This is a genomic window from Pseudomonas sp. NBRC 111139 (assembly GCF_001753955.1).
Classification (GTDB): Bacteria; Pseudomonadota; Gammaproteobacteria; order Pseudomonadales; family Pseudomonadaceae; genus Aquipseudomonas; species Aquipseudomonas alloputida.
The window spans coordinates 1-4,729 of sequence record NZ_BCBP01000142.1 but is presented as its reverse complement, the minus strand read 5'-3'; the positions used below and the strand labels follow the sequence as shown (position 1 = coordinate 4,729).

2 protein-coding genes are annotated in these 4,729 nt (G+C 59.4%); both read right to left on the bottom strand.

Annotated features, from left to right (window positions below):
- Nucleotides 1–137 precede the first annotated feature (137 nt).
- Nucleotides 138–512, bottom strand: coding sequence for a hypothetical protein (locus BJQ17_RS29480; protein ID WP_060537274.1), 375 nt, complete (start codon nucleotides 510–512; stop codon nucleotides 138–140).
- On the bottom strand, nucleotides 509–4,708 hold the full coding sequence (locus BJQ17_RS29475) for an RHS repeat-associated core domain-containing protein (RefSeq protein ID WP_083285131.1): 4,200 nt from the start codon (nucleotides 4,706–4,708) through the stop codon (nucleotides 509–511). The genes BJQ17_RS29480 and BJQ17_RS29475 overlap by 4 nt, the downstream gene beginning before the upstream one ends.
- Nucleotides 4,709–4,729: the final 21 nt, after the last annotated feature.

Below are 4,729 nucleotides of genomic sequence, written 5' to 3'. Positions count from 1 at the left end.
CTGCACTTCGCCGTCGGGCTTGCGTTCCAGCGTGGTGGTCTGGTTCAGCGCATCGGTCACCGCGACCAGGTGCTGGCCAACCCGTTCCTCCACGCTCCGATTTTTAACGAAAAAACGCGCAAAGCCTCAAGAATCAGTTAATTAGGGAATTCTCCAGCGCAATAAATATCAAATAACTTTTTCACCCACTCAACATCACACACCTTAGATATCGACTCAGCCACCAGCCCTATATCATCCGAAATATATCCTGCAACATCCGAGCTATTAACCAACCCGTATACTTTCTTAAACACATACTCTCGCATATCACTTACACCCTCTTCATCGCTTTCAGATGAGTACTCGATTTTTTTTAATTCCTCAAATGCAGCGATCCATGCGGAGTCGAAGACATCGTCATCACGCCTGTCTAATGCTTCATCCCAATCATTCACACTAGACACAACAGCCTCAAAAAAACCATCCCGCTGAATTATACACTTCAAATCATCCAAAGATTCTATTTTCATCTTAGCCCACCCTCTTTAAGCCAATTTTCTATTAAATCGACCGCTGCGCGCGGCGTCACATTTTCACCAAGAACATGGGCTCCGTTCGGCGAAACGACATCAACTTTGATATGATCCAAATCTTTATAAGCCTCACGATATGCCGCAAAAAGTTGATCATCTGTACCTGGGAAATCGCCTTGCCGAGGCCCGACCGGTCCTCTTTCTGCCTCATGTAGAAGCCAATGTTCATGCTCTGGGTTTTCACCTTTAGGGAATAGTGTTGGCCGCGTTTTATCAGATCTAGAAACGGCGAAAGGTCTACCTTTCGACTTTCGCACCGATGGCACATGATGTCCAGATTTGCTCACCCCCATACCTTTCTTCTCGCACCAACCCCAAGGATCAACTCCTGTGAAGGGGCTGGAAACATAACGATAGAGATTGAATCCTCCATCCAAACCTATCGGATCTTGTGTAACAAAGCGCCCAAGCTCACAATCGTAGTAGCGAAACGTATTGTAATGCAGCCCTGTTTCTTGATCAAAGTATTGGCCTTGGAAGCGCAGATTCTGCTCAACCTTACTAACGGGCAGTTGCTCTACCGCCCCCCACGAGCGATACGTTGCCTGCCAAACACTCTCACCCTCGCTATCCGTCAGCTCAAGCGGCGTCCCAATCTGATCCGTATGGAAGTAATAGACCTTCTGCCCTTCCCCTTCAACCCGATCAACCCGCGCCAACGGCGCATAGCTACCCGGCTCGTACAGGTACAAGATGCTCTGCCCTGGCGTTTCCTCCCGCAGCATCCTTAGCCCTTGCCAGAGGAAGCGCTTCTGCTCGACCTCACCATTGATTTCAGCCTGCTTGGCTATTCGCCTCCCCAAGCTGTCGTAACGATACTCGCCTTGGCTTTCCAGCTTGCCATTGACCAACGTCTCCGCCCGCACCAGCCGGTTCTCGCAGTCATAGCTGAAGTACTGCAGCTTGCTGTGCCCCGAGCGCTTCTCGATCAGGTTGCCCCACGGGTCGTAGCGGTACTCCTGATCCCGCCACTGTTTGATGCGGTTGTCCTTGACCTTGTCGAACTGCCGCGCATTGAAGTCCAGGCGGTTGGCTGCCGGGTCGTAGCGGAATTCCTCGCTGCCGATCAGCGAACCGGTATCGCGACTGCGCAACTGGCCGTTGGCTTCGTACTCGTACTTGATCTCGCCACGCAGCTTGTCGAGGGTACGCACCAGTTCACCGGCCGGGTCGTACTGGTAACGGCGGTGGATCGGGTTGTAGGCGTGCTCGACCAGCAACGAGGTATTGATGCCGGTGTTGTGCACCTGCGAAAGCTTGTCGGCCGGCAAGGTCGAGGCAAACTGCCACGCCTTGCGCCCCATGGCGTCATAACCGAAGCAACTGGTGAGCTTGCCTTGGGTCCGGTACACCTCGCGGTGCAGGTCATCGCGCTCCATGTCGCTGATCACCTGGCCGTCCAGGTTCAGCTGGTGCAGGTGGCCGCTGCCGTAATACAGGTGATTGACCTTGCGCCCATCCGGCAGGGTCAGCGTGGTCAGGTTGCTGAGCGGGTCGTACTCGTAGGCTAGCGTCCCTTCGGGGGTGATTTCTTGGGTCAGCCGGCCGAGCAGATCGTAGGTGTACTCAAGCTTTTCTTCTGTGATCCCAAGCTGCTTGCCGATCCCGGTCGGTTGCCGCTCGATGCTCAGCAGCCGGTCGCCGTCGTCGTAGACGAAGTCTTGCCGCGCATCGCTATTGAGCTTGGCAATCAAACGGCCAATGGCATCACGCTCAAAGAGCGTATGGCGCTCGGGCCGCTCGGCATTTTCGCCATAGCCAATCTCATCCAGTCGTGTGAGATGGCCACCGACGTCGTAGCTGAAACGCCGGGTCAGGTTATCCACCCGCACTTCTTCGCTCAGCCGGTCCGAAGTGTCGTAGGCAAAGCTGTACGTGGCGTTGTTTTCGTTGACCAGCGCGGTCAGGCGAATGGCCTTATCGTACTCGTAGCGAACCCGCTGGCCCTTGGCATCCTGGCGGCTGCTCGGCAGGCCACGGGCCGTGCGCATCAGGCGGGTGGTCTGGCCCTTGCCGTCGGTGTGGCTGAGCACCTGACCGTAGACGTTGTAGGTAAAGCTTTCCGTGGTGCCGTCCGGGTGGCTGATGCGCAGCACTTCACCGTCGGGCTTGCGCGCCAGCGTGGTGGTCTGGTTCAGCGCATTGGTCACCGCCACCAGGTGCTGGCGTTCGTCATAGCGGTAGTACGTACTCTTGCCCGAGCAGTCCTGGTAGCGCTCGACCTGGGCCAGGGTGTTCCACCACAGGTACTTGGACTTGTAGGTCGCATCGATGATGGTGTGCGGCAGGCCGTCATCGCTGTTCAGGTACTCGGTCATCTGGCCGAGGGCATCGAATTCGGCGAGCAGGTTGCCCTTGTCGTCGTAACGCGCTCGCCAGGTGCTGCCATCCGGGTAGCTGACCTGGGTCACCAGCGTGGTCAGGTGGTGATATTCGTAGGTGGTCTTGCGGCCCAGCGGGTCGGTCTCTTCGAGCAAGCGGGAGAATTCGTCGTACTTGAATTGCAGGCGGTTACCGTCCGGCAAGGTCAGGCCAACCATATTGCCGTGTTCGTCAAGCTCGATGGCGTAACGCTCGCCGCCATAGTCGCGGCTGGCGACCACGCGGTGGTCGGCGTTGTACTGCACTTCCAGCTCGCGGCCGAGCACGTCGGTGGCCCAGCTGGTGCGGCTATCGAGGTCGTAGCGGAAGTGGTAGTGCTCGCCGTCGCTGGTCCAGTGCTCGACCACACGTGCCTTGTCGCCCAGGGTTTGCCAACGGTAGTGGCAGCCCAGCCCCAGCGCGTTGCTGTGGGTCACCATCAGGCCGTCGGCGTAGCTGAAGCTGCGCACGGTGTCGCCGTTGCGGTTGATCACCGCGCTCAGCTGGCCGTGTTCGTCGTAGCGGTACTGGGTAAGCGTTTCCACCGCTTCGTTGTTCACCACGCGCTTGATGTCGGTCAGGCGGCCCAGCGGGTTGTCGTAGTGCAGGTGCACGCGGGTGCCGCCGGTGGCGCTGATGTCGGTCAGTGTGCCGTCGGGCGTGCGGGTGAAGTGCAGGAAGTGGCCGAGGACGTTCTCGATACGCTGCAGCGGCACTTCGGTGTTGGTGTCTGGCACTTCGCCGAAGTAGAAGAACAGGTTATCGAGGGTCTGCAGGATGTAGTGGCCACCCTCGGTACACACCAGGTACACCTGCTCGTGCGGGTTGTAGATGCGCTGCCCCGGTTGCAGGGTCACGAACGGGACTTCGCGGCCCTGGTTGTCGGTGAGGTAGATGAATGCCCCCTGGCGGCGCAGGCTCTGCTCCCAGGGCAGCACCCAGCCGCGGCCGAGTACGCTGTCGACCGTCAGGTCGCTGGCGTAGAAGCGCGACCACTCGATCGGCATCAGGCCCGGCAGGCTGAAGTCGATTTCATCGGGGATCAGCTTGCGGCCCGTCGTGAGGTCGACGGGGTTGCCGACCAGGCCGCCGATAGCCTTGCGGGCCACGGGTTCGACCACGTAACGGCTGGCCACCTCACCGGCGACGAAGCCGGCCGTGAACTTCAGCGCGCAAGGCATGACGGCTTTCATGCCGGCCTGGGTACCCGCCTTGATCAGCTGGGCGATACCGCCTGCGGCACCGGCGATGGCCATCAGCACATCCACGGTGGTGCGCAGCCACTCCGGGACTTCATCGTCCACGGGCAGGTAACGGTAGGTGCCGCCGCCGATGATGACGTTGTCCGAACCACCGGAAATGGTGGCGCCGCAGGTCAGCTTGTCGCCCTTGCGCGCGGCGGCGACGCTGTTGATGAAGACGTTGGTCGAGCCTTCGGCAATCTGCACCGGCCCTGGGTGCTTGTCGCAGGCACCGATGCTTTTTTCGACGCGGGCGGCCTTGCGGCTGTTGATGAACACGTTGGGTGAGGCAGTGGTTATCGTCCCTGAGGGGGACGAGAACATACTGCCTATCGCCTCTCCGGCGGCGGTCAGCAAGCTGCCCCCGATGCCGGCTGCGAGGCCGGCCAGCAAGGCCACGCCGAACCCGCAGGTGAACGTGGCGATGGCCACCGTGGCCACCAGCGCAATCCCCAGGGCGGCCCCGATCAGGAAGCCCCCCAGCGCGCTGGTGTGCGATATCTCGTCGCCGAACCTGGCCGCTTCGAACATGAGGGGTTACTCCTGTTCGCC